We start from the raw sequence: 25,002 nt of genomic DNA, 5'->3' as shown, positions 1-25,002 counted from the left end.
TCCGGACGTTTGCCCCGGGCGGCGTCGGCGCCGCCCGGGTGTTGACGCAGCTTTTGGGGTTACTTGTTGGCCGGGAAGACCGGGGTGTAGCCGGCGCGGCGGGCGATTTTTGGCCAAACGGTCACGCGTTCGGGCTTGCCGTCGATCTTGGCCACCTGGACGATGACGATGCCGGCGTTTTTGTTCTGGCCGTCCTTGTCGAATTCCACGCCGTCGTAGGAAACGATCATGGCCGGGCCGGTGGTGAGCTTGGTGGCGGCCAGGGCGTCGCGCAGCTTGGCCGGGTCGGTTGCGGCGGCGCGTTCCAGGGCGTCGGCGATGACGTACATGGAGGCGTAGGCGTCCACGGACTCGCCGGTCAGGTCGTAGCCGTACTTCTTCTTGAACTTGGCGTTGGTTTCCTTGGCGCCGGGCTTGTTGACGTCGGTGTTCCACTCGACTTCGTCGAAGATGCCGTAGGCGGTGTCGCCGGTGTTTTCCAGGAACTTGGGATCGGCGTGGCCGCCGCCGCTGGCCAGCACGACCTTGGGCTTGACCTGCATTTCGGCCATGGTGTTGGTCAAAAGGATGGCGTCGGCGGCGTTGGACACCAGCAGGACGATGTCGGGGTTGGCGGACTTGAGCTTGGTCACGACCGGGGTGAGGTCCGTGGCCGTGCTGGGATAGGGCTCGTCAAGGACGATCTGGTAGCCGTCTTTTTTGGCCAGCTCACGCCACTTTTCGGCGAAACCCGTGCCCCAGTCGCCGTTTTCGAAGACGAAGGCGATGGTCTTGAGCTTCACGCCGGTTTCGTCCTGCATGTCCTTGAGGAAGCGGAACTGGTCGCGCACCCACCAGGAGTCCTTGGCGGCCACGCGGAAGACGTTTTTGAAGCCGCGCTCGGTGATGGTGTCGCGCACGGCCACGGGCACCACGAAGGGGATGCCGTAGCGCTCGGCCACCTGGGTGGCCGGGTAGGTGACGGCGGAGTTCCAGCAGCCGGTCATGAGGTTGACCTTTTCGGTGTTGATGAGGCGCTCGGTTTCGGTGACGCCGACGGTGGGGTCGGACTTGCTGTCGGCGTAGACGAGTTCGAGCTTGGCGCCGCCCAGGGACTTGATGCCGCCGGCGGCGTTGATTTCCTCGACAGCCATTTCCCGGGCCTGCTTGCCCTGCACGCCGACCGAAGCCGACGGGCCGGACAGCGGCTCGACGTTGCCGATCTTGACCACCTTGTCCGCCGCGAAAGCCGGCGAGGCGGCCAGGGCCAGGCCCAGGGCCGCGCCCAGGCAGCACGTCAGAAGCGATCCTTTCAAACCTGTTTTCATGCCATACCTCGTGTGTTGACGGTTGCTGTCGGTCGGGCCACAACTATTTCACAAGGGCCTTATGGACCTCGCGAATGCCTTGTTCCATGATGTCCAGCCCGCGGGCGAGCTGTTCGTCGGTGATGACCAGGGGCATGAGCGCCCGGATGCAGTTGCCGAAGTTGCCGCAGGACAGCACCAGCAGGCCGTGGTCCTGGCAGTACTTGACCACGCCCTTGGCCGCTTCGGGGCAGGGCGCCTTGGTGGCCCGGTCGGAGACGAACTCCAGGGCGCGCATGGCGCCCAGGCCCCGGGCGTCGCCGATGAGCGGGAATTCGTCCTTCCAGGCCTCGAAACGCGCTTGCAGGGTGTCGCCCAGGCGCACGGCGGCGGCGAGCAGCCCGTCCTGCTCGATGGCGTCGAGGACGGCCAGGCCGGCCCGGCAGGCCAGGGGGTTGCCGCCGTAGGTGCCGCCGATGCCGCCGACATGGACCGAATCCATGATGTCGGCCTTGCCGACCACGCCGGCCAGGGGCAGGCCGCCGCCCATGCTCTTGGCGATGCTCATGAGGTCGGGCTCGATGCCGAAGTGCTCCATGGCGAACATCTTGGAGGTGCGGCCGAAGCCGGACTGGACCTCGTCGGCCACGAAAACGATGCCGCACTCCTCGCAGATGGCCTTGAGCTTGGCGAAGAACTCCACCGGCGGCACGACGAAGCCGCCCTCGCCCTGGACGGGCTCGGCGATGACGCAGGCGATCTGTTCGGCGGCGGCGGTGCCGATGAAAAATTCGCGCATCTTGTCGGCGCAGGCGGCACCGCAGTCGGGGTAGGACAGCCCCAGCGGGCAGCGGTAGCAGTAGGCGTAGTAGGGGTACTGGTAGACTTCGGCGGCCATGGGGCCGAAGCCGTACTTGTAGGGCTTGACCTTGCTGGTGAGCGACATGGCCAGCAGCGTGCGGCCGTGGAAAGCGTTCTTCATGGACACGACGCCGGCGCGGCCGGTGTGGCAGCGGGCGATTTTCACCGTGTTTTCCACGGCTTCGGAACCGCTGTTGACAAAGAGCGCCTTTTTCGGGGCCGGTCCGGCGGCGGCTTCGCACACCCGCTTGGCCAGGGCGACATAGGGCTCGTAGAGGGTGATCATGGAGCAGGTGTGGAGGTACTTCTCGGCCTGGTCCTTGACGGCGGCGACGACGCGGGGGTTGCAGTGGCCGACGTTGAGCACGCCGATGCCGCCGACGAAGTCGATGAATTCCCGGCCGGTGACGTCGCGCAGCAAGGCGCCCGAGGCGGATTCGACGAAGAAGGGCGTGGCACTGGGGTGGCCCTTGGGAATGTAACGGTCGCGCATGGCCTGGAGATCGTGGGCCTTGTCGTTGGTATTCACGAAGCATCCTCGTGGTTGTCGGTTTGGGGCAAAAATGCCCAGGAGAATGGAAACCGAAACGTCAACCAACTCTTCGAGCAAGAAGCACGCCAGTGGGTGTTGTTTTGTTTAGTAAATAATTTTATATAGATATGATAAAACCTCGCGCTGGCAGGAGCGGTGATGATTCATTTATGAATCGACAAAAAAGTTAATATCAATAAAAATCGATATGATGACACTGATTCAATATTGATTCAGATTGTGGGGCGGGCGGAAACGGCGCGGGAAAACCCCGGGGCGTGGGCGGCCTTGCCTGGGCCGGCACGACAGCCTGGCAGGCAATGCAAAGAAAAACCAAGAAAAATTTCGTAAGCGCCGACAGGCCCAAACGGGGGTTCGCCCCACGGCTGTCCCCGGCGGCGGCTGTGGGCAGACCGGATTGATTCAGAAATGAATCAGTCCCGATTCAGGCCGTAGCGCTTGAGCTTGCGCACCACCGTGGCCTGGCTCACGCCCAGATAGGCTGCCATCTCCCGCGTCGTGCGGCAGGCGGTCAAGGCCTCGCGCAGCCGGCGCTGGGAGGCCTGCTCCATGGATTCGGCCAGGGGGCGCGGCCCGCCGCCCGCCGCCGCCGCGCCGTCGTCGCCGGCGAGCGCCTCTTCCAGGGCCTCGGTCAGGTCGTCGTCGTCGCTCATGACAAAGGCCTTCTGGATCAGGCTCACCATTTCGCGCACATTGCCCGGGAAATCGTAGGCTTCAAGCAGGCGCATGGCCCGAAGCGACAGGCGCTTGGCCTTGCCGTGGCGGGCGTTTTGCTGGGAGAGGTAGAATTCGGCCAGGCCGAAGATGTCGTCGCGGCGTTCGCGCAGCGGGGCGATGCGCACCAGGAACGTGTTGAGCCGGTAGTAGAGGTCCTTGCGGAACAGCCGCCGTTCCACCAGGGCGTCCATGTCGCAGTTGGTGGCCGCCACCACCCGGCATTCCACCAGGCGCGACTCGGCCCCGCCCAGGCGGCGCAGTTCGTGGTCGTCGAGGTACTTGAGCAGCTTGGCCTGGGCCGGCAGGGGGATGTCGCCCACCTCGTCGAGGAACAGCGTCCCCCCGGCGGCCAGCTCGATGAGCCCGGCCTTGCCGCCCTCGCGCGCGCCGGTAAAGGCCCCTTTCTCGTAGCCGAACAGTTCCGCCTCGAAGAGGTTTTCCGGCACGGCCGGGCAGTTGATCTGGATAAACGCCTTCTGGGCCCGGGGGCTCACCCGATGGAGGAATTTGGCCAAAAGGCCCTTGCCGGTACCGGATTCGCCGAGCAGCAGCACCCGCGAGACGTCCATCTGGGCGAGCTTTAAAAGCGTGCGCATGGTGCGCTGCATCTGCGGGCTGTTGGAGACGATGTCCTTCTGGGACAGCTCCAGCAGCGAGAGCTCGGCCAGTTCGCTGCGGTAGCGCTCCTCGACCTTGCGGGCGTTTTGCAGGCCCTGGCGCAGGTTGTTGAGCTCGGTCACATCGCGCTCGTTGACCACCACCAGCGACACCGCGCCCGTGGCGTCGAGCACGGGCGTGCCCGTGACCAGCAGCTGCTTGCCCGAGCGGGTGATGTGCTGGATCATGCTGGCCTGCCTTCCGGTCGCCAGCACTTCCAGGGTGACCGAGCGGTCCACCATGCCCTCGGCCACGATGCAGGCCACGTCCTTGCCGACGTAGTCCTTGGCGGCGATGGAGTTGAGGCGTTCGGAGGCGGTGTTGATCTCCAGGATGAGGCCTTCGCCGGAGCAGATCCAGATGCCGTCGGAGACCGAGTCCAGGATGGAGCGCAGCTGGGTGTCCGCGGACAGCCGTTCGCCGCACAGGATCGAGGCCCCCACCACGCGGCCGTCGCGCAGGATCGGCACGACATTGCCGCTTTGGGGCCGCCCGCCGGCGTCGAAGGCCACGCAGCCCGGCCGGCCGCCTTCCAGGCAGGCCGACACCCCGGCCCACAGGTCGGGCCGGGCCAGGGGCAGGGCGGCGCCCGGCGTGGCCGCCTTGGCCCCGAGCAGGGCCTTGGCCGCCGCGTTGGCCACGGTCACCCGGCCGTCGGCGTCCACGGCGAGCAACGGCCCGGCCAGGGAGCGCACGATGTCGGCGTCGGTGAAGGGCGTTGCCACGGCTGGGCTCCATGGGGCTCGATGTGCGGCTGGGTTTTCCGCCGCTGGCAAAATGGCATGGAAGCGGACCGGGGGGCAAGGGCAAAGCCGTTTGGCCGGGGTGGAGGGTGGCCAGGGGCGCGGCAGACGAAACGGGGGGGCCAAAACGACGGCGCGTTGCCCTTTGGCGCCCGGTCCGCTCCCGGCGGCGTGTCCCGCGACGCGACCAGGGCCGGGATGACAAAGCGCCGGCCGGCCTGCTAACGGCCTTTGCATGACACCCGAACTGGATACCATCCTGAGCCGCCTGGCCGTGGCCTCGGACTACTGGCTGGTCTCGGACGAATTCGCCGCCATCGAGGGGTTTCTCGACCCCATCGAGGGCTATGCCTTGCTGCTTCTGGCCCAGTACGGCCCGGGGGTGGGCGCCATCGTGGAAATCGGCAGTTTCGCCGGCCGGTCCACGGCCTACCTGGCCCGGGGGTCCCGGCGGGGCCGCCGGGAGAAGGTCGTGGCCGTGGACCATTTCCAGGGCTCGCCCGAGCACCAACCCGGCGGCGGGCATGAAGCTCCCCTGGTCACCCAGGGCAGGCTCTACGCGGCCTTCGAGGCCAATCTGGCCAGGGTCGGCGAGCGGGACCGGGTCCATGCCCTGTGCCAGGGCTCGGCCGCGGCCGTGGCCGGCTGGAGCCATCCCATCCGCCTGCTCTTTATCGACGGCGACCATGGCTTTGCGGCCTCGCGCCAGGATTTCGAGTCCTGGTCGCCCTTCCTCGTGCCGCAGGGCCTGGCCGTTTTCCACGACATCGGCACCTTTGACGGCGTCACGGCCTATTACGCCGAGCTGCTGGCCGCCGGGGCCTACCGCGAGGTGTTGTCCGTGGGCACGCTGCGAGCCGTCAGCCGGGCCGGCTGACCCCCGTCGCCCGCGTTTCGACCGCCTGGGCATGGGGTACGCCACGGCCCGTGACGCGGGCCGGTTGACCCTTTCACCCCGCGTTTCGACCGCCTGGGCATGCGGCCAGGCCGCGGCCGTTTCCCGGGCCGGCGGACGGCCTGGCGACGGGGCGGGGGTGGCCCGCCCCGGGCCATTAGCCCTTGGGCTTGCCGTGCCTGATGGGCCCCATTTCGACCTTGAGGCCATCGGCGCCGAGGTTGAGGGACACGCCCTTGGTGGTGGTGCGCAGCTTGAGGATGACGCCGTTGGAATTCTCCAGCCACTGGACGCCCTTGCCCGTCACGGCGGCATAGCCGGCCCGCGCCTGGAAAAAGGCGCCCGGGAAGTCCTCGACGCGCCGCAAGCGGTAGACTTCGCCCACGGCATTGGCCTTGGACACGCCCAAGCCGCCGATGCCCAGGCCCCCGAGCTTGAAGGGGTAGCTGTGGCCCTTGAAGACCAGGGTGCCCTGGCCGCCGGTGGCGCTGAGGATGAAGCCGCCCTGGCCGATTTCCATGGTCACCCGGCCGACGGGCCGGCCGAGGTCGTCGGCCCGGGCGTCGGCCGGGGCCAGGGCGACAAGCGCCAGAAAGGTGACGGCGCAGGCGAAAAAGAGCATCCGGAGACGGCTGAGCGGATCGGGGAAAAGCGGTTGGCGCATGTGTGCACTCCTTCGGGCCGTGGGCGTTGTACGGAGAGAGGCCTTAAGGCGAACATACCGCGTAGGCGGCGGGAATATCAAGGGCAATCGGCCCAAAGCAGGCGATGGCGGGACGGGGCGGGCGGCTGCCGTGCGGGTCCCATGGGCCTCGCGTCAGATGGTGTAGTGCACGGGCAGCTCTTCCCGCATGGTTGCCTCCCGGTCGAGGAGGGCCTGGAGCGTCTTCGTGTCGTAGACGCGTTCCAGGGCTTCGCGGGCCTCGTCCCACAGGCCCATGAACACGCAGGAGCCCTTGAGGGCGCAGTCGAAGTGGGGTCGGTCCAGTTGGCAGTCCACCGGTGTCATGGGGCCGTCGATGAAGCGGATGATCTCGCCGACGGTGATAGTGGCCGCCGGGCGGCTGAGGAAAAAGCCGCCTTCCTTGCCGCGCTGGGAATCCACGAAGCCGCCCTGGCGCAACTGGTGCAGGATGACCTCCAGGAACCGCTTGGGGATGGCCTGGTTGGCGGCGATGTCCACGGAGCGCACGGCCCCCTCGCCTTGCCGCTTGGCCAGTTCAAAAAGCGCCCGCAAGGCGTATTGGCATTTCTGCGTCACCCACATTGTCGCCTCACCCCTCCTTTCGTGCGGGCCGCCTGGACCCAGCGGCACGTGTGGTTTGCAAGCGGCACCCCGGCCTCCTTGGGCCAGCCGGCCTGCCGGGGTGCGTTTGGCCAGGTTCCCGAAGCGGCCGCCGGGCGCGGCACTAGGCCAGGCGCACGCTGTCGCCGGGCCGGACGGTGCCGCCGGCCAGCACCCGGGCGAACACGCCTTCCTTGGGCATGACGCAGGTGCCCACGGCCCGCATGATGGCGCAGCCATGGCCGTGGCATTCCTTGCCGATCTGCGTGACCTCGAGCAGCACCGCCTCGCCCACCCGGACGCGGTTGCCCGGGGCCAGGCCGAGTTGTTCCAGGCCGTCCACGGTGAGGTTCTCGGCGAAGTCGCCGGGCGCGATGGTGGCGAGCTTGCGGCGCATGCGCTCGACGCCTTCCAGGGCCAGCAGGCTCACCTGCCGGCCGGAGCCGGCATGGGCGTCGTCCTCGATGCCGTACTCTTCGCGCAACACGACGGCCTCCACGGGATGTTTCTTTTCCCCCTTGCGCTCGCTGACGCAGACCGAATGGACCGTTGCCATGGCTTTCCTCCACCGGGATGCCGTCACGGAGCTGCGGCGCCTGCCGACCGGACGGATGTATGTTGTAATAAATTCGATCGTCGAGATGATGATTAGGACATGGGCCATGATCCGTCAAGGCTGTCCCCACACCTCAGCCCGCCTCCGCCTCCGCTGCCGCGCCCACGGCCCGGCCCAGGTCGTCCTTCAGGTCGGCGGCCGACTCGAGCCCCACGGACAGGCGCAGCAAGGCGTCGGTAATACCCCGCTTGGCCCGCTCGGCCGGTGGCACGGCCGCATGGGACATGGCGGCGGGATAGGACAGGATCGACTCCACCCCGCCGAGGCTGACCGCCACCTTGGGCAGGCGCACCGTGCGCATGAAAGCCTCTGCCGCCTTGGCGCTTTGCAGCTCGAAGCTCAAGACCGCGCCCGGGCCGTCGGCCTGGCGGGCCTGGATGGCGTGGCCGGGATGGCCGGGCAGGCCGGGATAATGGACACGGGCCACTTCGGGGCGCCCGGCCAGCCAGGTGGCCAGTTCCCGGGCCGTTTCCTGCTCGGCGGCCAGGCGCACGGCCAGGGTGCGCATGCCCCGGGCGAGCAGCCAGCAGTCCTGGGGGCCGAGCACCGCGCCACAGGTGTTTTGCACGGCGTAGAGCTTTTGCCCGAGCGCCGCGTCGGCCGTGACGGCCAGGCCGGCCACCAGGTCGCTGTGGCCGCCCAGGAATTTGGTGGCGCTGTGCAGCACGATGTCGCAGCCGTGGGCGAGGGGGCGCTGGAGAACGGGCGTGAGGAAGGTGTTGTCCACGATGACGAGCAGGCCCTGGGCCTTGGCCAGGGCGGCCACGGCCCCGAGGTCGGTCACGGTCAACAGCGGATTGGACGGGCTTTCGACGTAGATGGCCCGGGTGCGGGGGGTGACGGCGGCGGCCAGGGCGCCCGGGTCGGTCGTGTCCACGAAGGTGGTTTCGAGGCCCCAGCGGGCGAAAACGGTGGTCAGGGCGCGGTAGGCCCCGCCGTAGAGGTCGCGGCCGGCCAGGATATGGTCGCCTGGGGAAAAAAGCAGCAGGACGCTGGTGATGGCGGCCATGCCCGAGGCGAAGGCCAGGCCGCGCGCCCCGCCTTCCAGGGCGGCGATGTGGGATTCCACGGCCTGGCGGGTCGGGTTGCCGCTGCGGGCGTAGTCGAAGCGGCCGGGGCGGGCGGGGTCGGCCTGGGCGAAGGTCGAGGTGGGGTGCAGCGGCAGGCTCAGGTCGCCGTAGGGTTCGTCGGGGTCCTGGCCGCCGTGAATGAGCAGGGTGGTGAGGTCCATGGCGTTGCCTTTTTCAAGTTGTGTTGGTTGGCGTCACAAAACGGCCCGCAAATCGGCCACCAGGTCGTCCGGGTCTTCCAGGCCGATGGACAGGCGCAGCAGGCCGTCGGTCACGCCGAGCCTGGCCCGGGTTCCCGGGTCGATGTCGGCATGGGTCTGCACGGCGGGCAGCGTGACCAGCGATTCCACGCCGCCGAGGCTTTCGGCGAATAAAAACAGCCGCACCCCGGCCAGGATGTCGGCCGCCCGGCACGGCTCGGCCAGCTCGAAGGAGACCATGGCCCCGAAGCCGGCGGCTTGCGTGCGTTGGCGGTCGTGTCCGGGATGTTCGGGCAGGCCCGGGTAATGGACGCGGGCCACGGCCGGATGCGCGGCGAGGAAATCGGCCACGGCCCGGGCCGAGGCCTGCTGGCGGGCCAGGCGCACGCCAAGGGTCTTGAGCCCCCGCAGGATCAGCCAGCTGTCCAGGGGGGCCAGCCCGGCTCCGGCGGCGTTTTGGAAAAACGCCAGCCGCTCGGCCAGATCCGGGTCCTTGGCCACCAGGATGCCGGCCACCACGTCGTCGTGGCCGCCGAGGTACTTGGTGGCGCTGTACACGGTCACGTCGGCCCCCAGTTTAAGCGGCCGCTGGAGCAGCGGCGTCATGAAGGTGTTGTCCACGACGAAGAGCGCGCCGTGGTCCCGGGCCAGCCGGCCAAGCGCCGCCAGGTCGGCCACCTTGAGCAGGGGGTTGGTCGGGCTTTCGACGAAAAGGGCCGCGGCCCCGCCAGCGAGGGCCACGGCCACGGCCGGGGTGTCGGCGGTGTCCACGTACACGGCCTCGATGCCAAGCGGCCGGTAGAGGCGCTCGAACAGCCGGTAGGTGCCGCCGTAGAGGTCCTCGGTGACGACGATCCGCTCGCCCGGGGCGAACAGCCGGCCCAGGCAGTCCAGGGCGGCCATGCCCGAGGCGAAGGCCAAGCCCCGGCAGCCGCCGTCGGCGCGGGCCAGGGTGTCCTGGAGGACGTCGCGGGTGGGGTTGGCGGTCCTTGTGTAGTCATAGCCCGTGGATTGCCCGAGTCCCGGGTGGCGGAAGGTGGCTGTCTGGTAGATGGGCATGGACACGGCGCCGGTCCGTTCGTCCCAGCGGGAGCCGCATTGGGCCAGGTAGCTTTCCAGGCGCATGGCCGATCCTCCTTCAGATGCCTTCGCCGAAGCCGAAGAAATCCCGGGCCGCCAGCCGCCGCCGCCGGTCCTGGCGGTAGCGGTCGCCGATGGCCCGGCGCAGTTCCTGAAAGGGCGGCGCGCCGTAGAGTTCGTCGCGGCTGACGGGCCGGGGGCCGGGCGTCGGCTCGTCGCAGACCAGCGGCCCGGGCCCCGGCGGCAAGCCGATGACGCGCTCGGCCAGGCACAGGGCTTCGTCCAGGTCGGCGGTGGCCAAAACGACCGTGCGCGGCGGGCTGGCACTGGCCAAGAGCCCGGGCAGGACCGCCTCGAAGACGGCCCGTTCCCCGGGCTCCAGGGCGCCGCAGGGGTCGTCGAGGAAAAGGACGGGGGAGCCGAGCACCAGGGACCGGGCCAGGTTGGCCCGCAGGCGTTCCCCGGGGGAGCGTCCCAGGGGGCGCTCGTCCAGGATGTTGCCGAGCCCGGCCAGGACGAGGGCGGCCACGGCCCGGGCCCGGACCTCGCCCGCGGCCAGGTCCGGCCAGGCCGCCTCGCCCGCCAGGACGCAGTTTTCCAGCAGGCTCAGCCAAGGGAAGAGTCCGCTGTCCCAAAGCACAAGCCCCCGGTCGAGGTCCTGGCCGGCCACGGGGCGTCCTTCCCAGGTGACGCGGCCGAAGGCCGGGAGTTCCAGCCCGGCCAGGAGCCGCAGCAGCAGGGACTTGCCGCAGCCGGGAGGGCCATGGAGGCAGACGCGCTGGCCGGGCGGAATGTGGAACCGGAGATCCTCCAACCGCGTGCGGCCGTCATGGACCGCGCGCAGGTCGCGAACGGCCAGTCCCGTGTCCCAGGCCTGAGGGTTGCTTGGCAACATGTCGGACTCCTTGGCGTTTTTGCGACGGCAACGTTATCGGCGACTTTAATATCATCAATTCAGTCAAATTTATGATAAAATAAGCCGCTGGCCCAGGTCAACAGTGGTGGTGGAATTTTTACAATAAGCTCAATGATTCCAGCCTAAAATAAAAATATATTTTTCAGATCAATTTTATGATGTAAAGACCCGGCTAGCGTGGCTCCGCCGCCCAGCCGCGACGCGGCATGCCCTTATTTCATACTAAAACAATATGAAAATCAAGGAGGAGGCCATGGCCGGACAACGACGCTGGACGCGCAAGGAACTCATGGCGTTGCTCGACATCAGGGGGCGCCAGGCCCGGCAGGAGCTCTACGACCGGGCCGACGCCGTGCGCCGCGAGCACCACGGCGACGCCGTCCATTTGCGCGGGCTCGTGGAGTTTTCCAATATTTGCGCCAATGATTGCCTGTACTGCGGCATCCGGGCCGGCAACGCCAAGGTGGACCGCTACCGCCTGGACGACGAGGCCATCCTGGCCCTGGCCCGGCGCATGGGGCAGCACGGCCAGACCACCATCGTGCTGCAATCGGGCGAGGCGCCAAGCCCCGACGGCGACGCGGCCCTGGGGCGCCTTGTCTCCCGCATCAAGGCCGAAACCCGCCTGGCCGTGACGCTCTCCGTGGGCAACCGGCCGCGCGAGGTCTATGCCCTGTGGCGGGACTGCGGCATGGACCGCTACCTGCTGCGCTTCGAAACCAGCGACCCCGAGCTTTTCGCCCGCCTGCACCCGGATTGCACCCTGGCCGAGCGGTTGCGTTGCCTGGTCGACCTGCTGGACCTTGGTGTGCAGACCGGCGGCGGGTTCATGACCGGGCTGCCGGGCGAAACGCTGTCCACGGCCGCGGACAACATCCTGCTGTGCCGCGACCTCGACCTGGACATGATCGGGCTTGGCCCCTACCTCCCGCATCCGGACACGCCCATGGGCCTGTCGCAAAATAGCCACGACCAGGACCCCGAGCGCCATTTCGTGGCCCTGGCCGCCACCCGCCTGGTCAACCCCGACGCCCACATCCCGGCCACCACCGCCTTCGACGCCCTGTTTCCCGGCACGGGCCGCAACCTGGCCCTTTCGCGCGGGGCCAACGTCTTCATGCCGAGCGCCACGCCGGTTTCCCGGCGCGCCGACTACCAGCTCTATCCGGGCAAGCCCTGCCTGGACGAATCCGGCGAGGCCTGCGCCCGTTGCGTCCTTGGCCGGCTGTCGGCCCTTGGCCGCCAGGTCGGCCAGGGACCGGGTCATTCCCGACGCTTCCGCCCTGTGGCCGGCCACCCGGCGCCATCCGGGGGCGGGCTGGAGGGGTGTGCTAAAAACCAGACTAAATCGCTATGAAAATGCTCGACAAGGCAACAGGTCTGGCGTATTAGGTCATCAACTTCATCAAGTTTATGACCTAAGCATCGCCGTACATGGCTCAACCGGAGGGAAGCACAATGTCGCAGCAGGTTTTTTCCGATGCGTCGCAGTCCATCGGCGGCACGCCCCTGGTGCGCCTGGGTCGTCTGGCCGCAGGCAAGGGGGCCACGGTCCTGGCCAAGGTCGAAGGGCGCAACCCGGCCTTTTCCGTCAAGGACCGCATCGGCGCGGCCATGATCGAGGATGCCGAGGCGCGCGGGGTGCTGCGCCCGGGCATGGAACTGGTCGAACCGACCAGCGGCAACACCGGCATCGCCCTGGCCTTCGTGGCCGCGGCCAAGGGCTATCCCGTAACGCTCACCATGCCCGAGACCATGAGCCTGGAGCGGCGGCGGGTGCTGGCCTTTCTGGGGGCCAAGCTGGTGCTCACACCGGGCAGCGAAGGCATGGCCGGGGCCGTGCGCCGGGCCGAGGCCCTGGCCGGGGCCGACCCCGGGCGCTATTTCCTGCCCCAGCAATTCAAGAACCCGGCCAATCCGGCCATCCACGAGCACACCACCGGCCCCGAGATCTGGGCAGCCACGAACGGCGGGGTGGATGTGGTCGTAAGCGGCGTGGGCACCGGCGGCACCATCACCGGCATTTCCCGGTTCCTCAAAAAGACCAAGGGGAAGGCCGTGGAAAGCGTGGCCGTGGAGCCGGCCGGGAGCCCGGTCATCAGCCAGGCCCTGGCCGGCGAGGCCCTGGTTCCCGGGCCGCACAAGATCCAGGGCATCGGCGCGGGCTTCATCCCGGACACCCTGGACCTGACGCTGCTTAACCGGGTGGAGCGGGTGGAAAACGACGAGGCCATCGAGGCTTCGCGGCGGCTGGCCCGGGAGGAGGGCATCCTGGCCGGCATCTCCTCGGGCGCGGCCGTGGCCGCCGCCCTGCGCCTGGCCGGCCTGGACAGCCACACCGGCAAGGTCATCGTGGTCATCCTGCCCGACGCCGCCGAACGTTACCTGTCCACGGCGCTGTTTGAAGGCGTGGGCGAAAGCTAGCCGCGGGAGGTCTCCATGGCTTCACGTACCCGACCGGCGGTCGATCCGGTGGCCCTGTCCGAGGACGCGGTTAGCGACCGCATCCTTGTCCTCAAGGCCCTGCTCGGGCCGGATGCCCTGATCCTGGCCCACCACTACCAGCGCGACGCCGTGGTGGCCGTGGCCGACGTGGTGGGCGACTCGTTGCGCCTGGCCCGGGCGGCGGCCGCGGCCACGGCCCGGCACATCGTTTTTTGCGGCGTGCGCTTCATGGCCGAGACCGCCGCCATCCTGACCGCGCCCGACCAGGCCGTGTACCTGGCCGAGGCAAGCGCCGGCTGTTCCATGGCCGACATGGCCAGTGTCGACGCCCTGGAAGCGGCCTGGGCCGACTTGGCCGCAGCCCGGGCCGGCACGATCCTCCCCGTGGCCTACGTCAACTCCACGGCCGCCCTGAAGGCCTTCGTCGGCCGCCATGGCGGGCTGGCCTGCACCTCGGCCAATGCCGTCAAGGCCTTGTCCTGGGTCCTCTCCCAGGGGGCCAAGGCCTTTTTCTTTCCCGACGAGCACCTGGGCCGCATCGCCGCCCTGGAACTGGGCTTGCCTGCGTCGGCACTGGCCGTGTGGGACCGCGACAAGGCGCACGGCGGCCTCGACGCCCGGGCCATGGACGCGGCCCAGGTCTACCTCTGGAACGGGTACTGCGTCGTCCACCAGATGTTCGAACCCGGGGACGCGGCAACCTGGCGGGAAAAGGAGCCGGGCATCCGCGTCATCGTCCATCCCGAATGTTCCCTGGACGTCCTCCGGGAGGCCGACGCCTACGGCTCCACGGAAACCCTGGCCCGGATGGTCGACACCGCCCCGGCCGGCAGCAAATGGGCCGTGGGCACGGAGATCAACCTCGTGGCCCGCCTGGCCGGGCGCAATCCCGACAAGCTGGTGGTCTCCCTTTCGCCCCACCAGGCCCTTTGCGCCAACATGTACCGCACCCGGCCCCGGTCGGTGCTGCGGGTGCTGGAGGCCGTCGCGGCGGGCGCGCCGCCCCCGGCCGTGCGCGTGGATCCGGCCCTGGCCGGCCAGGCGCGCCTGGCCCTTGACCGTATGCTCGCCTGCGCCTGACGGAGGTGCCCCATGGCCGGCGTCTATTTCGACAACAACGCCACCACGCCCCTGGCCCCCCAGGTGTTGACGGCCATGGAGCCGTACCTGCGGGAATGCTGGGGCAACCCGTCGAGTCCCCACCAGTACGGCCAGCGGGCCAGGCAGGCCGTGGAGGAGGCCAGGAGCCAGGTCGCCGCCTTGCTCGACTGCCCGGCCGAGCGGCTCGTATTCACCAGCGGCGGCTCCGAGGGCAACAACACGGCCATCCTGTCGGCCGTGCTGGCCGATCCGGCCAAAAAGCGCGTGGTCACCTCCCCCGTGGAGCACCACTGCGTGCTGCGCCGGCTGGAGTACCTGCGGGATCGTGGCCTTGCCGAAGTGGTCTTCGTGCCCGTGGACGGCCAGGGCAGGCTCGACCTGGAGGCGCTGGCCCGGGCTGTCACGCCGGACACGGCCCTGGTCAGCCTCATGGCCGCCAACAACGAAACGGGCGTGCTGTGGCCCCTGGCGGAAATCGCGGCCCTGGTCAGATCCAGGGGGGCGCTACTGCACTGCGACGCCGTGCAGTTGGCTGGCAAGGTGCCCCTGTCCTTGCGGGAAGTGCCCGTGGACTACCTGACCGTCTCGGCCCACAAGCTCCACGGCCCCAAGGGAGTGGGGGCGCTCTCCGTCGGCCGGGGGGCGCCGTTTACCCCGCTTGTCTTCGGCGGTGGCCAGGAATCCGGCCGGCGGGCCGGAACGCACAACGTGGCCGGCATCGTCGGCTTTGGCCAGGCGGCCGCGCTGGCCCGGGCCTTTTTGTCCGTGGACGGCCACACGCGCCTGCGGGAGCTGCGGGACCATCTGGAAGACGGCATCCTGGCCGGCCTTGCCGACATCACCATCCACGGCCGCCAGGCCCCGAGGTTGGCCAACACCATAAGCCTTGGCGTCGCCGGCGCGCCCCAGGAAGTGCTCCTGGCCGAGCTCGACGACCGCGACTTCGCCCTTTCAACCACCTCGGCCTGCCGGTCCGGCTCGGCCGCCCCGTCCCATGTCCTGGCCGCCATGGGCGTGGCGGGCCGGTATCTGCGCGGCACGCTGCGCCTGTCGCTTTCCCGGATGAACACCCTGGAAGAGGTCGAGGCCTTTTTAACCGTTTTTCCCGAGGCCGTGGCCAGGGCCCGCCGCCTGGGCGGCACGGCCGCGCCATAACCCAAGGAGTGTCCCATGCGCGATCTTATCGATACCGTAAACCGTGTGCTCGGCCGGGGCGAAAGCCTGGTCGCCGCCGCCGTGGTCGCCAAGGCCGGCTCGTCTCCCGGCCCGGCCGGGGCCAGGATGCTGCTTTTCGACGACGCGGACATCGCCGGCACCGTGGGCGGTGGGCCGCTGGAAGGCCGCACCATCGCCGCAGCCGTGGAAACCATGGGCACGGGCCGGCCGCAACGGTTCGAAATGGACCTGTCCGGCGACATCGGTGACGACGTGGACGCCATCTGCGGCGGCATTGCCGAGGTTTTTGTGGAACGCCTCGATCCGACGCCGGCGACCCGGGCCGTGTTTGCCGCCCTGGCCGGGCAGTTGGCCACCAATACGGAGTGCCTACTCGTTTCGGCCCTGGAAGGCGGCCGGGAGGGCGGGCCTGCCCGGGGCCTGCTCGATGCCGCGGGCCACCAGCTGGCCGGCACCCTTGCCGAGGCGGTCGTGCGCGAGGCCGGCCGGCTCGCCCCGGCCCTGTCCGAGGCCGGCATCGCCGTCCTTGGCGGCGGGCGCTATTTCCTGGAACCGTTTCGCCGGGCCGATACGGTCTACCTCTGCGGCGCGGGCCACGTCGCCAGGCCAACGGCTCAGTTCGCCGCCATGGCCGGCTTCCGGGTCGTCGTCCTCGACGACCGGGCCGCCTTCGCCAACCGCGAACGCTTCCCCCTGGCCGACGAGGTCGTGGTCCTGCCGTCCTTCGCAGCCTGTTTCGCCGGCAACCAACCCGACGCCGACGCCTCGGTGGTCATCGTCTCGCGCTGTCACAAGCAGGACCGCACCATTCTCGTGGCGGCCCTCGGCACCGAGGCCGGCTACATCGGCATGATCGGCTCGGCGCGCAAGACGGCGGCCGTGCTCGACGAAATGGTCGCCAAGGGCTTCTCCCGGCGATCCGTGGCCCGTGTCCGCGCCCCCATCGGTCTGCCCATCGGCGGGGACACGCCCGTGGAAATTGCCGTTTCCATCGTGGCCGAACTCATCGAGGCCCGCACCGCCCGCCGCGCCGCAAAGGCGGCCTCCCTGGCCTCGGCGACCGCTCTCCAAGGAGTCGGCGTATGACCGAATGGCGAAACGTCCGTGCCAGCGAAACCGGCCTCGAATCGGTGGTCGAACGCCTGTGCGCTCCGGCTTCCTACGAAAAGGTCTTTCACCGCACGCTGCACGACGAGCCCATGCCGTCCGTCGAGGTCCTGGCTGAGTGCATGAAGCGGCTGCGGGCCGTGCTTTTTCCGGGCTATTTCGGCAATTCGAGCGTCGGGCCGGAAAGCATGCGCTACCATGTCGGCGCCAACCTGTCCGAGGCGCACCGGCTGCTGACGGACCAGGCCCGCCGGGGGTACTGCTTTTTTTGCGGCCTGGAACGCGGCGGGGAATGCCAGGACTGCGACGGACGGGCCAGGCGGCTGGCCGACGCCTTCCTGCAAACCCTGCCGCGCCTGCGGGAGGCGCTGGCCGGCGACGCCCAGGCCGCCTTCGAGGGCGACCCTCGTCGCGCAGCCCCGGCGAGACGATCTTCTGCTACCCCAGCCTCACCGCCCTGACCCATTACCGGGTCGCCCACGAACGCCACCTGCTCGGCGTGGACCTCGTCCCGCGTATCCTCACCGAAATGGCCCACGCCGCAACCGGCATCGACATCCATCCCGGAGCCTGCATCGGGCGGCATTGTTTCATCGACCACGGCACCGGCACGGTCATCGACGAAACATGCGTGATCGGCGACAACGTGCGCCTGTACCAGGGGGTGACGCTGGGGGCGAAAAGTTTTCCCAAGGACGGGCAGGGCCGGCTGGTCAAGGGCATCCCGCGCCATCCCATCGTGGAGGACGGGGTGGTGATCTATTCCGGAGCCACGGTGCTTGGCCGCATCACCATCGGCGCGGGTTCGATCATCGGCGGCAATGTCTGGCTGACCCACGACGTGCCGCCGGGTTCGCGGATGACGCAGCAACGCGCCATCGGCGTCCCGCTGCTGGACGGCGCCGGGATCTGACGCGCTCGGCCCGTCGGCGGGGCGTGGGGAGGGTGTCGGTCGCCGCCGGGAGCGCAACGGCGGCCTGCGTATCGTGGGCCGTGACATGGTGGCCGGTCCCGCTGCCGCCACCAATCACCAGCCTCGGCTATGCCCCATGGTGCATGCCAACCCTATGGTGACATCCCCTAACCCTTGGGGAGGGGACCAAGCCTCACGTGCGCGCGCAAACCAATGCAAAACACTTTTCGAAGAATAATAAATTGTGCGTTTCCCGAAAACTGTGTAAACCGAGCCTGGGTTGCTGGTTCGGGAGCGATACGTTTTGCATCCTGTCCTGGAAAAAGCCCCGACGGGACGGACAGCTTGTGCCTTTTGGGAAGCAAACGCGCACAAAACAATCCGGTGGCAAATGCCGGTTAGCCTGTTCGTGTGTATGCAATGTAAGCGCCTGGGGTGCATGGAAGTGTTCTGTGGAGTGCTTCCATGGAGCAAATTTTGGAGGTTATAGGGAGTGAAGGCTGGTCACCTCATTTTGTTGAAGGCATGTTTTCCGTTGGCCCTTGCATTCGTTTTTGTCTTTAATGTCGGCATCTTTTCCGCTCAGGCAATGACACTTCCCATCCGTGGCGCGGTCAAGGACAGCACGGAGACTTTCACCGGAACGGCGACAGTGCGTATCAACGGCGAGGGGGATGTGAAGCTCGCGACAAGCAAGGGTGTTGCCTGTATGGGGAATTTTTCCTTTGAGAGCTGGAGCAAGGGCCGTGGCAAGGTGCAGTGCGAAGACGGAAGGCTGGGTTCATTCGCCTTTGTCACTGCCGGCTTCTCCGGTTCTGGTGCGGGAACAATCGCCGACGAGAGTTTTGATTTCATCATTGGGAAGTAGTCCCAGGGGGCCGAATGCCCCCCGTCCGCCCCGTTCGTACGTGTAAATTTCCAGGCACTGTCTGTTGGCATTTTCCCAGGTACTCGCGCCTCGTTCGCAGGGAGGCTGCCTGTCCCCATGTGTTGCGCTACGCGCAGCGGTGTTTCGAGCCGGAGACAACTTCCGGCGGTATTGTTCCTTTCCCCTTTGCCCCATCGTTGCTGGATGCCAACGGTCCAAAACGAAGGCGCCTTCCTGGTGGGTATTCTGCGCCTGCGCACCAAGCCGCCCCACAGTGAGGCTATTGCAGCAACAACATCGTAACGGCAGGAGCGGCCTGCATCGGGGTCAGGAGGTAGGCGCGGCCGTTCCCGCTGTTGGCGATGATTTGCCCCTGGCCGTTGATGCCCGGGGCGTCCACGAGCACTTCGTTTGTCGGCAGGTTTTTCACGAGGTTGTTTAAGTCGTACATGGTCCCGCCGCTATAGAGGAAGGCGCGGTTGCCATTGGTGAGGGAGAGCGTATAGCCCACCACCTGGCCGGAAGCGTTGATGCCCATGGCGAAACTTTCCACGGCGCCCTCGGTGACACCCAAGTCCAGCATGACCCCGTCGCTGTACAGGAACGCATGGGTATAGCCCGAGGCGATCGTGGACGATCCGGCCACGTGCCCGTAGCGGTTGATGGCTGCCGCCGTGCTGTTGTCTCCGCCCGCAAGCACGCCGAGGTCCTGCATGGCCCCGTCACTGTAGAGAAAAGCCCGCGTACGTATTGTGCCGCCTGAGCTATACGAATAGCCGACTGCCTGTCCGGAACTATTGATACCGTAAGCATAGCTTCCAGACGTATATGGAAACGGAAGGGTGCCAATGTCCTGCATGATGCTACCGCTGTAGAGAAAGGCGTGTGGTGCACCGGAGGCGACCAAAAAGCAGGCGCCGGCGATTTGTCCGGCGTCGTTAATGCCATATGCAAAGCTGAAGTACCCGTCGGTGAGATAGCCAAGACCATGCATCGCCCCGCCGCTGTAGAGGAATGCCTCGCCATACCAGGAAGAATCATGAGATTGGCCCACTATCTGCCCAGAGTCATTTATTGCCCTTGCGTCACTTTGATAGTCCATGGGACTAGGCAGCGTGCCTAGGTCTTGCATAGCACCATTGCTGTAGAGAAAGGCGTGGGGTGGGACATCTGTCGATCTTCCGGTAACCTGCCCGAGGTTGTTGATGCCGTAGGCGTGACTGCCGGTGTTGTAGGGAGCGGGGAGAGTGCCCAGGTCCGTGTAGCGGTAGGTCGGTGCGGCGTCCGCCGGGTACGGGCAGGACAGAAACAGGGCAAGGCTGGAAAGGAGGGTACACACGATTGCGTTTTTCATGGAAGCCTCCTGGACTGCAGGTGCAGGCGGCTCCGTGCCGGCAAGGCCTTGAAACATCGGCAAGGCGGTTGTCGAAAACCGAAGCCGTTGCTCGCAAGACAGGGTGTACGAGACCCCAAACAACTTCATAAAAATTCTTCGGCAAAACAAAGTCAAGGGATATTTGGGAGCGGCGTGACCGGGGGTCCAATTCTCCTTGAACTTGGCGAACCATTCCCGGGCCACCTTCTCGAAGGTCAGATGAAACGGCCACCTTAGGATAAGGTCTGGCAAATGCATAACGTCATTTAATGAAACAAATTTAAACCCATCCTTTGACTTCATGAAATCGCCTCTATTATTGCGTGTTGGAAAAAAACAATGCCTTATGTCTCAGAGGCATAAAGAGGAGTCACCTTCGCTCCGGCTTTGAGCTTGCCCAGATAGTCCGCCCATGCCTGCATCATCTTCCGACGCTCGGGTAAAAACTCCGCGAAATTGTAGGCCGCACGGATGGAATTTCGCTCGGCATGGGCAAGTTGGCGCTCAATGGCGTCTCGGTTCCAGCCCATTTCATTGAGCAGGGTAGAGGCCATGGAGCGGAAACCGTGCCCGGTCAATTCTTCCTTGGAGTAACCGAGCCGGCGTAAGGCGGCATTGACCGTATTCTCGGACATGGGTCTTGCTGAGGTCCGCACGGAAGGGAATACGTAGCGGCCGGTTCCGGTCAGGGGATGTAATTCCCATAGAATGGCGACGGCTTGCCGGGAGAGCGGCACGATATGTTGCTCCCGCATCTTCATTTTGTTCTTCGGGATGCGCCATTCCGCCTTGTCCAAGTCGATTTCCGGCCATTCTGCATGGCGGAGCTCGCCGGGGCGCACGAAGAGCATGGGGGCAAGTCGCAAGGCGCACATGGTCACAAAAGAGCCCTCGTACGTTTCGATGGCTCGTAGAAGGACGGCCACGTCCTTTGGATCGGTGACGCTGGCGTGGTGTTTTTCCTTGGAAGGCGGGATGGCTCCGCGCAGGTCGCCTGATATGTCGCGGTCGGCATGGCCAGACGCTACGGCGTAGCGGAAGACTTGCCCGCAGTTCTGCAAGGTTCGGTGAGCCGTCTCAATGGCTCCCCGGGATTCGATTCGACGAATGGTGGTCAGTAGCTCCGGGGCCAGGATGTCGCGGATGGGGCGCGCGCCGATCCACGGGAAGACGTCCATTTCAAAGCGGCGCATGGTCCTGGCGGCGTGGCCGGGTGTCCAGTTCTCCTTGAACTTGGCGAACCATTCCCGCGCCACCTTCTCGAAGGTCACGGCGTCGGCGGCGATCTCGGCTTTCTCTTCCTTGCGGGCTTGGCTCGGGTCGATGCCGTTGGCGATGAGCTTGCGCGCTTCGTCGCGGCGCTCCCGGGCGTCCTTGAGAGAGATATCCGGATAGGTGCCCAGGGAAATGAGGCGTTCCTTACCGGATATCCAGTAGCGCAGACGCCACCACTTGCCACCCTTGGGGCTGATTTCAAGATGAAGTCCGCGTTCATCCTTGAGGCGGATAGTCTTCGGGCCGGGCTTGGCGTTCCTTACGGCGACGTCGGTCAAGGCCATACGGATATCCTCCGGAGGCAGGCACGGCCGGGGATTCTGTCAGATATCCGGTTTCCCAAGCGGTCACGTGTCGCCTATCCGGTTTGCTATCCGGTCAAATACTGGATGTCAACGGACCTAAAAAGACGAAGCCGGACTATCTCTAGCCCGGCTTCGCCTTGAAATCTTTGGTCTTTTGGATCGTATCGGACCGCGTTGGAAGTTCTTTTGGTGGAGGCGGGGGGAATCGAACCCCCGTCCGAGAATGCGCCACTCCTAGCGTCTACAGGCTTAGACCGAAAAACAATCTCGCCTCGGGCAGGCCTTCCGGCCGGGCCGCCTCCGGCCAGTCCGGCTTAAGTCTCGCGCGCACCCCGTCGGACGAGGGTTTGCGCCAGCCTGATGGGGGTTGGCGTCCCGGTTTGACGTATCAGGCGTCAGCCAAGGGGACGCTGGCTGTCATTAAGCAGCCAGGGCGTAATCGTAATCGTTGGCAGTTAACCAGTTGCCGCGTGTTTTACGAGGCCTCGCGGCACCTCGGCCTGCAACCAGGGCTTTGCTATCCCCGTCGAAACCAGGGCGCCCCCGTCGAAAATTCATAATAAGGCATCCGGCCCGAAAGGCAAGGGCGCGCGTCGCCTAAAAAACCAGGAACTGCCACGTGTAGCCGCGCTCCACCATGCAGGCGTCGGTCTCCTTGTCCGCCTGCCGCAGGGGGGCATTGGGGAAGGGTGGCGTGTTGACCGAAAGCGAAGCCTTGGTGAAACAGTCGGTGAAGTCTTCGTTTATGGCCGCCAAATCCTTGCCGGGAGCGGCATAAGGCGGCCGCGTGCAGCCGGCGGCGACGGACACGAGCAAAATAAGCAACAACACGATACGGCGCATGGTCGATTCTCCTTCACGGCACGGATGCGGCGGCCAAGGGGCGGCGGCCATTCTCGCGGTGACGCGGGCTATCGCCGCGCCGGCCTGATCGTTTTTACCGTGGCCTGGCCGGTTGGGAAAGCCTTTTTTGTGTCGCCGGGCGGCGCAAGCCTGCCTTGCTTCCCCGGTTCCCAAGGCCTGGGGCGGCCCTGGCCGGCGAGGTCGGCGCACAAGTGCTCCCTGGTTTGGCGACGGCAGGGCAGGGGCATGGATTGCGGTTTGCAGGACAGGGGCGGTTTTTCGGAGGAGCATGTTCTGTTGTGCACAATCGAGGCTGTTTTCACTCTAACGGACGAACAGTATTTGTGATGATTTTCGCAAATCGATGACAAAAAGAAGTGTCACGAATGGCTTGCACGAAAAACACTGTTGTAATATACTTGCCCAAATAGACGCGGATTTGTCTTCTTGGCTAGGAAATAGGGTCGTTCGAGCCAATTCCCTGGGTTCTATATCTTTGGGGCGAGGTTTATCATGGGCCGTATCAGTATCAAATGGTTGTTGGTGGTGCTCGGCATTGCCAGTGTGTTGGGGGCAGGGCTGACATTGTTCCTCTTGTACGTACAGCAATCCAGGATGGCCGGACACCTGGATACCATTGCCACCGTGGACGGGCCGCTGCTGTTTCATATCCAAAACGTCTACGCCCAGGGCCTGCAAACCGAACAGGCCACACGCAACGTACTGCTCAATCCCGCGGACGGTAAAGCCCGCGACAATTTCACCAAGGCCGATCAGGAATTCCGTCAGGCCCTGGCCGCCGCAACCGGCCTGGCCCAGGGGGAGATCGCCCGCCGGCTGAGTATCGTCCTGCCCAAATGGGACATGAGTCATGCCCTCAAACTGAAGGTCATGGACATGGCCCTGTCCGGGGAAACCCAAAAGGCGGTGGACGTGCTCAATGGCGAGGAAACCCCGCTGTGGCGCGAGATCAAGAACACGGTCCTCGGCTGCGTCGCCGCCCAGCAGGAGGCCTCCAAGGCCAACCTGGCCGCCATCGAGGCCGGCGAGGCCCAGGTCTTTCGCATGTTCCTGATCATGGCCGTGGTTTCGGTCACGCTGCTGGTCGTCCTCATCGCCGTGCTGGTCAGGGGGGTCAGCCGGGGCGTGACGGCCATCGTCACCTATGCCGAGACCATCGGCCGGGGGGATTTCAGCACCAAGCCGGCCGGCGGCCTGCCGCGGGAGTTCGGCCACATGGCCGAGTCCCTTTTGGAGATGGTCCGCTTCCTCGAACACTCCCTGGGCTATTACCAGGGCATCGTGCGGGGCATCGCCACGCCCTTCGTGGTGGTGGACGAGAAGGAAAACCTGCAACTGACCAACGACAACCTGATGCAACTGCTGGAACAGTCGGGGCGCCCGGAAGACCACTACGGCCAGAACGTGGCCGGTTTTTTCTACGGCGAGCCGGGTCGCCGGACCGTCCTCGGCACGGCCATGGCCGAAGGCCGGGCCATCCGCAAGGAGGTGGAGCTCATCTCCCGCAAGGGCAACAGCCGCAACATCCTCATCGATGCCACGCCGCTGTACAACGCCATCAACGGCAAGATCATGGGATCGCTTTGCGTCTACGCCGATTTCACCGAGCTGCGCCGCCGCGAGACCATGATGCTCGAACAGTCCGGCCGCATGCGCGAAACGGCTCGGGAGGCGGGCACCATCGCCGATGGCCTGGCCCGGGAGATCGATGACCTGACCGGCCGCGTGACCGATGTCGAGCGGGGCACGGGCAAGCAGAAGGACCGTATCGGCGAGATCGCCGCCGCCATGGACGCCATGACCGACGCCGTGGCCGATGTGGCCAAAAGCGCCTCCGACGCCGATACCCGGGCCGAGGCCGCCAGGGAAAAGGCCGTGCGGGGAGCCGACATGGTCTCGGCCGTGGTCGCGGCCATCCGCGACGTCAACCGCTTGGCTGAGGAGCTGCGCCGCGACATGGGCGACCTGGGCGGCCAGGCCGAGGGCATCGGCCGGATCATGGGCGTGATCGCCGATATCGCCGACCAAACCAACCTCCTGGCCCTCAATGCCGCCATCGAGGCGGCCCGGGCCGGTGACGCCGGGCGCGGGTTCGCCGTGGTGGCCGACGAGGTCCGCAAATTGGCCGAAAAGACCATGACCGCCACCAAGGACGTGGCCGGGTTCATCACGGCCATGCAGCAAAGCGCCCGCAAAAACATCGAGAAAACCGACGAAACCTCCCGGGCCATCCGCGAGGGGACGCAAAAGGCCAATGACTCCGGGTCGATGTTGCAGGAAATCGTCGGCATCGTGGCCCATACCTCCGACGAGATCCGCTCCATGGCCGCTGCCGCCGAGGAGCAGGCCGCCACCTGCGAGCAGATGCGCCGGGCCATGGAGGAGATCAACCGCATCGCCACGGAAACCATGGAAGCCATGGCCGCCTCGACCAGGGCCGTGGGCGCCCTGGGCGGCCAGGCCCGGAACCTGGAGGCCGTGGTCGCGGGGCTGGAGTCCGACGCTGGGGACGAGCGGCCGGCCATCGCCGCCTGACGGCGGGCAGGACAACCCCCGCCGTGCGGCGGTTGTGACCGTCACTTGGAAAGCCGGCCGTCGCCGCCAGACGGCAAACGGGCCAACCCCCGACCGGGCGCGGCGCTGGGGGGAACCCTCGCCCGGGCCGGGTGCTGCCGGCAGGGCCTTCGGTGGCCG

Annotated in this window: 20 protein-coding genes, 1 other RNA gene and 1 pseudogene; 9 read left to right on the top strand and 13 right to left on the bottom strand. The window is 66.5% G+C overall.

Translation table 11 applies throughout. From position 1 onward, the window contains the following. Window positions 1-59: 59 nt before the first annotated feature. The 3 genes from ACP59X_RS13240 to ACP59X_RS13230 all read right to left on the bottom strand — a co-directional run bounded on the left by ACP59X_RS13240 (window position 60) and on the right by ACP59X_RS13230 (window position 4,799). Window positions 60-1,307 (bottom strand): ABC transporter substrate-binding protein, encoded by a 1,248-nt coding sequence (locus ACP59X_RS13240; protein WP_428559044.1) that lies wholly within the window; start codon window positions 1,305-1,307, stop codon window positions 60-62. A 43-nt stretch (window positions 1,308-1,350) separates the two neighbouring features. Then, window positions 1,351-2,676 carry a 4-aminobutyrate--2-oxoglutarate transaminase gene (gene gabT / locus ACP59X_RS13235; protein WP_428559042.1) on the bottom strand — a complete coding sequence of 442 codons (1,326 nt, stop codon included), beginning with the start codon at window positions 2,674-2,676 and terminating at the stop codon, window positions 1,351-1,353. Window positions 2,677-3,113: 437 nt separating this feature from the next. Further along, window positions 3,114-4,799, bottom strand: coding sequence for a sigma-54 interaction domain-containing protein (locus ACP59X_RS13230; protein WP_428559040.1), 1,686 nt, complete (start codon window positions 4,797-4,799; stop codon window positions 3,114-3,116). Between the two features lie 253 nt (window positions 4,800-5,052). Here ACP59X_RS13230 and ACP59X_RS13225 point away from each other — a divergent pair, with 253 nt between their 5' ends. Beyond that, window positions 5,053-5,694: a class I SAM-dependent methyltransferase gene (locus tag ACP59X_RS13225; RefSeq protein ID WP_428559038.1), complete on the top strand. Its 642-nt coding sequence runs from the start codon at window positions 5,053-5,055 to the stop codon at window positions 5,692-5,694. Window positions 5,695-5,869: 175 nt separating this feature from the next. Here ACP59X_RS13225 and ACP59X_RS13220 read toward each other — a convergent pair whose 3' ends face one another. From ACP59X_RS13220 to ACP59X_RS13195, 6 genes are all read right to left on the bottom strand, one after another. Then, complete coding sequence (locus ACP59X_RS13220) at window positions 5,870-6,376, bottom strand: hypothetical protein (protein WP_428559035.1); 507 nt, start codon at window positions 6,374-6,376, stop codon at window positions 5,870-5,872. 153 nt (window positions 6,377-6,529) lie between these two features. Next, window positions 6,530-6,979 carry an RrF2 family transcriptional regulator gene (locus tag ACP59X_RS13215; RefSeq protein ID WP_428559032.1) on the bottom strand — a complete coding sequence of 150 codons (450 nt, stop codon included), beginning with the start codon at window positions 6,977-6,979 and terminating at the stop codon, window positions 6,530-6,532. A 142-nt stretch (window positions 6,980-7,121) separates the two neighbouring features. Then, window positions 7,122-7,553, bottom strand: coding sequence for an MOSC domain-containing protein (locus ACP59X_RS13210; RefSeq protein WP_428559029.1), 432 nt, complete (start codon window positions 7,551-7,553; stop codon window positions 7,122-7,124). A gap of 133 nt (window positions 7,554-7,686) precedes the next feature. Continuing rightward, window positions 7,687-8,844 carry a trans-sulfuration enzyme family protein gene (locus tag ACP59X_RS13205; protein ID WP_428559026.1) on the bottom strand — a complete coding sequence of 386 codons (1,158 nt, stop codon included), beginning with the start codon at window positions 8,842-8,844 and terminating at the stop codon, window positions 7,687-7,689. A 33-nt stretch (window positions 8,845-8,877) separates the two neighbouring features. Continuing rightward, window positions 8,878-10,008 (bottom strand): trans-sulfuration enzyme family protein, encoded by a 1,131-nt coding sequence (locus tag ACP59X_RS13200; RefSeq protein ID WP_428559025.1) that lies wholly within the window; start codon window positions 10,006-10,008, stop codon window positions 8,878-8,880. A 13-nt stretch (window positions 10,009-10,021) separates the two neighbouring features. Next, window positions 10,022-10,858, bottom strand: coding sequence for an ATP-binding cassette domain-containing protein (locus tag ACP59X_RS13195; RefSeq protein ID WP_428559023.1), 837 nt, complete (start codon window positions 10,856-10,858; stop codon window positions 10,022-10,024). Window positions 10,859-11,132: 274 nt separating this feature from the next. On the opposite strand from ACP59X_RS13195, the gene hydE reads away from it, so the two are divergent. The 7 genes and pseudogenes from hydE (at window position 11,133) to ACP59X_RS13160 (ending at window position 18,489) form a co-directional block, all read left to right on the top strand. After that, the gene (gene hydE, locus ACP59X_RS13190) at window positions 11,133-12,236 is read left to right on the top strand and encodes a [FeFe] hydrogenase H-cluster radical SAM maturase HydE (RefSeq protein ID WP_428559021.1); all 1,104 of its coding nucleotides are present in this window, start codon (window positions 11,133-11,135) and stop codon (window positions 12,234-12,236) included. A 101-nt stretch (window positions 12,237-12,337) separates the two neighbouring features. Beyond that, on the top strand, window positions 12,338-13,303 hold the full coding sequence (gene cysK, locus ACP59X_RS13185) for a cysteine synthase A (protein WP_428559019.1): 966 nt from the start codon (window positions 12,338-12,340) through the stop codon (window positions 13,301-13,303). Between the two features lie 15 nt (window positions 13,304-13,318). Beyond that, window positions 13,319-14,404, top strand: a complete 1,086-nt coding sequence (gene nadA, locus ACP59X_RS13180; protein WP_428559017.1) for a quinolinate synthase NadA — start codon at window positions 13,319-13,321, stop codon at window positions 14,402-14,404. A gap of 12 nt (window positions 14,405-14,416) precedes the next feature. Further along, window positions 14,417-15,580: a cysteine desulfurase family protein gene (locus ACP59X_RS13175; protein WP_428559015.1), complete on the top strand. Its 1,164-nt coding sequence runs from the start codon at window positions 14,417-14,419 to the stop codon at window positions 15,578-15,580. 15 nt (window positions 15,581-15,595) lie between these two features. Next, entirely contained in the window at window positions 15,596-16,687 is a 1,092-nt protein-coding gene (locus tag ACP59X_RS13170; RefSeq protein WP_428559013.1) for an XdhC family protein, read from the top strand. Next, window positions 16,684-17,621: pseudogene (locus ACP59X_RS13165) on the top strand (serine O-acetyltransferase). The gene ACP59X_RS13170 and the pseudogene ACP59X_RS13165 overlap by 4 nt, the downstream one beginning before the upstream one ends. Window positions 17,622-18,156: 535 nt before the next feature. Further along, a complete protein-coding gene (locus ACP59X_RS13160; protein ID WP_428559010.1) occupies window positions 18,157-18,489 on the top strand; it encodes a hypothetical protein in 333 nt (110 codons plus the stop codon). 280 nt (window positions 18,490-18,769) lie between these two features. Here ACP59X_RS13160 and ACP59X_RS13155 read toward each other — a convergent pair whose 3' ends face one another. The 4 genes from ACP59X_RS13155 to ACP59X_RS13140 form a co-directional block, all read right to left on the bottom strand. Continuing rightward, window positions 18,770-20,167 (bottom strand): hypothetical protein, encoded by a 1,398-nt coding sequence (locus ACP59X_RS13155; RefSeq protein ID WP_428559008.1) that lies wholly within the window; start codon window positions 20,165-20,167, stop codon window positions 18,770-18,772. 41 nt (window positions 20,168-20,208) lie between these two features. Further along, entirely contained in the window at window positions 20,209-21,423 is a 1,215-nt protein-coding gene (locus ACP59X_RS13150; RefSeq protein ID WP_428559006.1) for a tyrosine-type recombinase/integrase, read from the bottom strand. Window positions 21,424-21,631: 208 nt separating this feature from the next. After that, window positions 21,632-21,989, bottom strand: a transfer-messenger RNA (tmRNA) gene (ssrA, locus tag ACP59X_RS13145). Window positions 21,990-22,041: 52 nt separating this feature from the next. Beyond that, window positions 22,042-22,287, bottom strand: a complete 246-nt coding sequence (locus ACP59X_RS13140; RefSeq protein WP_428559003.1) for a hypothetical protein — start codon at window positions 22,285-22,287, stop codon at window positions 22,042-22,044. Between the two features lie 615 nt (window positions 22,288-22,902). On the opposite strand from ACP59X_RS13140, the gene ACP59X_RS13135 reads away from it, so the two are divergent. Then, the gene (locus ACP59X_RS13135) at window positions 22,903-24,843 is read left to right on the top strand and encodes a methyl-accepting chemotaxis protein (protein WP_428559001.1); all 1,941 of its coding nucleotides are present in this window, start codon (window positions 22,903-22,905) and stop codon (window positions 24,841-24,843) included. Window positions 24,844-25,002: the final 159 nt, after the last annotated feature.

The sequence above is a fragment of the Solidesulfovibrio sp. DCME genome, assembly GCF_049995385.1.
Taxonomy (GTDB): domain Bacteria; phylum Desulfobacterota; class Desulfovibrionia; order Desulfovibrionales; family Desulfovibrionaceae; genus Solidesulfovibrio.
Note: the sequence above shows the minus strand (reverse complement) of the source record. Positions and strands in the feature narration are given on the sequence as shown.

Bases quoted from the DNA above. Each gene is read 5' to 3' on its own strand.
- ACP59X_RS13215 (WP_428559032.1), bottom strand. From the start codon at position 6,979: ATGTGGGTGACGCAGAAATGCCAATACGCCTTGCGGGCGCTTTTTGAA.
- ACP59X_RS13205 (WP_428559026.1), bottom strand. From the start codon at position 8,844: ATGGACCTCACCACCCTGCTCATTCACGGCGGCCAGGACCCCGACGAA.
- ACP59X_RS13175 (WP_428559015.1), top strand. From the start codon at position 14,417: ATGGCCGGCGTCTATTTCGACAACAACGCCACCACGCCCCTGGCCCCC.
- ACP59X_RS13220 (WP_428559035.1), bottom strand. From the start codon at position 6,376: ATGCGCCAACCGCTTTTCCCCGATCCGCTCAGCCGTCTCCGGATGCTC.
- ACP59X_RS13210 (WP_428559029.1), bottom strand. From the start codon at position 7,553: ATGGCAACGGTCCATTCGGTCTGCGTCAGCGAGCGCAAGGGGGAAAAG.
- ACP59X_RS13240 (WP_428559044.1), bottom strand. From the start codon at position 1,307: ATGAAAACAGGTTTGAAAGGATCGCTTCTGACGTGCTGCCTGGGCGCG.
- ACP59X_RS13150 (WP_428559006.1), bottom strand. From the start codon at position 21,423: ATGGCCTTGACCGACGTCGCCGTAAGGAACGCCAAGCCCGGCCCGAAG.
- hydE (WP_428559021.1), top strand. From the start codon at position 11,133: ATGGCCGGACAACGACGCTGGACGCGCAAGGAACTCATGGCGTTGCTC.
- ACP59X_RS13140 (WP_428559003.1), bottom strand. From the start codon at position 22,287: ATGCGCCGTATCGTGTTGTTGCTTATTTTGCTCGTGTCCGTCGCCGCC.
- ACP59X_RS13170 (WP_428559013.1), top strand. From the start codon at position 15,596: ATGCGCGATCTTATCGATACCGTAAACCGTGTGCTCGGCCGGGGCGAA.
- ACP59X_RS13155 (WP_428559008.1), bottom strand. From the start codon at position 20,167: ATGAAGTCAAAGGATGGGTTTAAATTTGTTTCATTAAATGACGTTATG.
- cysK (WP_428559019.1), top strand. From the start codon at position 12,338: ATGTCGCAGCAGGTTTTTTCCGATGCGTCGCAGTCCATCGGCGGCACG.
- ACP59X_RS13135 (WP_428559001.1), top strand. From the start codon at position 22,903: ATGGCCGGACACCTGGATACCATTGCCACCGTGGACGGGCCGCTGCTG.
- nadA (WP_428559017.1), top strand. From the start codon at position 13,319: ATGGCTTCACGTACCCGACCGGCGGTCGATCCGGTGGCCCTGTCCGAG.
- ACP59X_RS13225 (WP_428559038.1), top strand. From the start codon at position 5,053: ATGACACCCGAACTGGATACCATCCTGAGCCGCCTGGCCGTGGCCTCG.
- ACP59X_RS13200 (WP_428559025.1), bottom strand. From the start codon at position 10,008: ATGCGCCTGGAAAGCTACCTGGCCCAATGCGGCTCCCGCTGGGACGAA.
- ACP59X_RS13195 (WP_428559023.1), bottom strand. From the start codon at position 10,858: ATGTTGCCAAGCAACCCTCAGGCCTGGGACACGGGACTGGCCGTTCGC.